Here is a 645-nt window from a genome sequence, read left to right as displayed (position 1 = left end):
CGACGTGACGCTGGCGGTGCGGCTCGCGGCCGACACGCTCGCGGCGTCCCCGGCGGCCGACTGGCGTGTCCCGGCAGGGTCGTTGCTGTGGGACTGCTGGGAGACCGTGGAGCACCTGAGCGACGACCTCTTCTCGTACGCCGTCCAGCTCGGCCCGCGCACGCCCTCGACGCGGGCCGGTGTTCCCTACCGCTGGGCCCCGGAGCGCGAGGGCGGCCCCTGGAACGCGGTCTTCGCGGACCCGGAGGCGGGGACCGCGGGGCTGCTCCAGACCCTGGAGGCGAGCGGTGCGCTCCTGGCCGCGATGGTGCGGACGGCCTCTCCCGCTCTGCGTTCCTTCCACTCGTACGGTGCCTCCGACCCGGAGGGCTTCGCCGCGATGGGTGTGGTGGAGACCCTCGTGCACACCCACGACGTCGCCGCCGGGCTGTCGCTCTCCTGGGCCCCGCCCGCCGACCTGTGCGACCGGGTGCTGGCCCGGCTCTTCCCGGACGCCCCGGACGACGCCGACCGGTGGACCGTCCTGCTGTGGTCCACCGGCCGCGCGGATCTTCCGGGCCGCGAGCGGGTCACCTCGTGGAGGTGGCACGGGGCGCCTTCGGCCCCCTGAGCGGAGCCGCTGCCGGCCGTGACCGCCCCGGCCGT

At 76.1% G+C, this 645-nt stretch carries 1 pseudogene; it reads left to right on the top strand.

The annotated features are described in order from the left end of the window. Window positions 1–610: pseudogene (locus tag IH13_RS0107185) on the top strand (VOC family protein); the annotation flags it as partial. Window positions 611–645 lie beyond the last annotated feature (35 nt).

The organism is Streptomyces sp. NRRL WC-3549, assembly GCF_000721935.1.
Taxonomy (GTDB): Bacteria; Actinomycetota; Actinomycetes; order Streptomycetales; family Streptomycetaceae; genus Streptomyces.
This window is presented reverse-complemented; position numbering and strand designations above follow the sequence as displayed.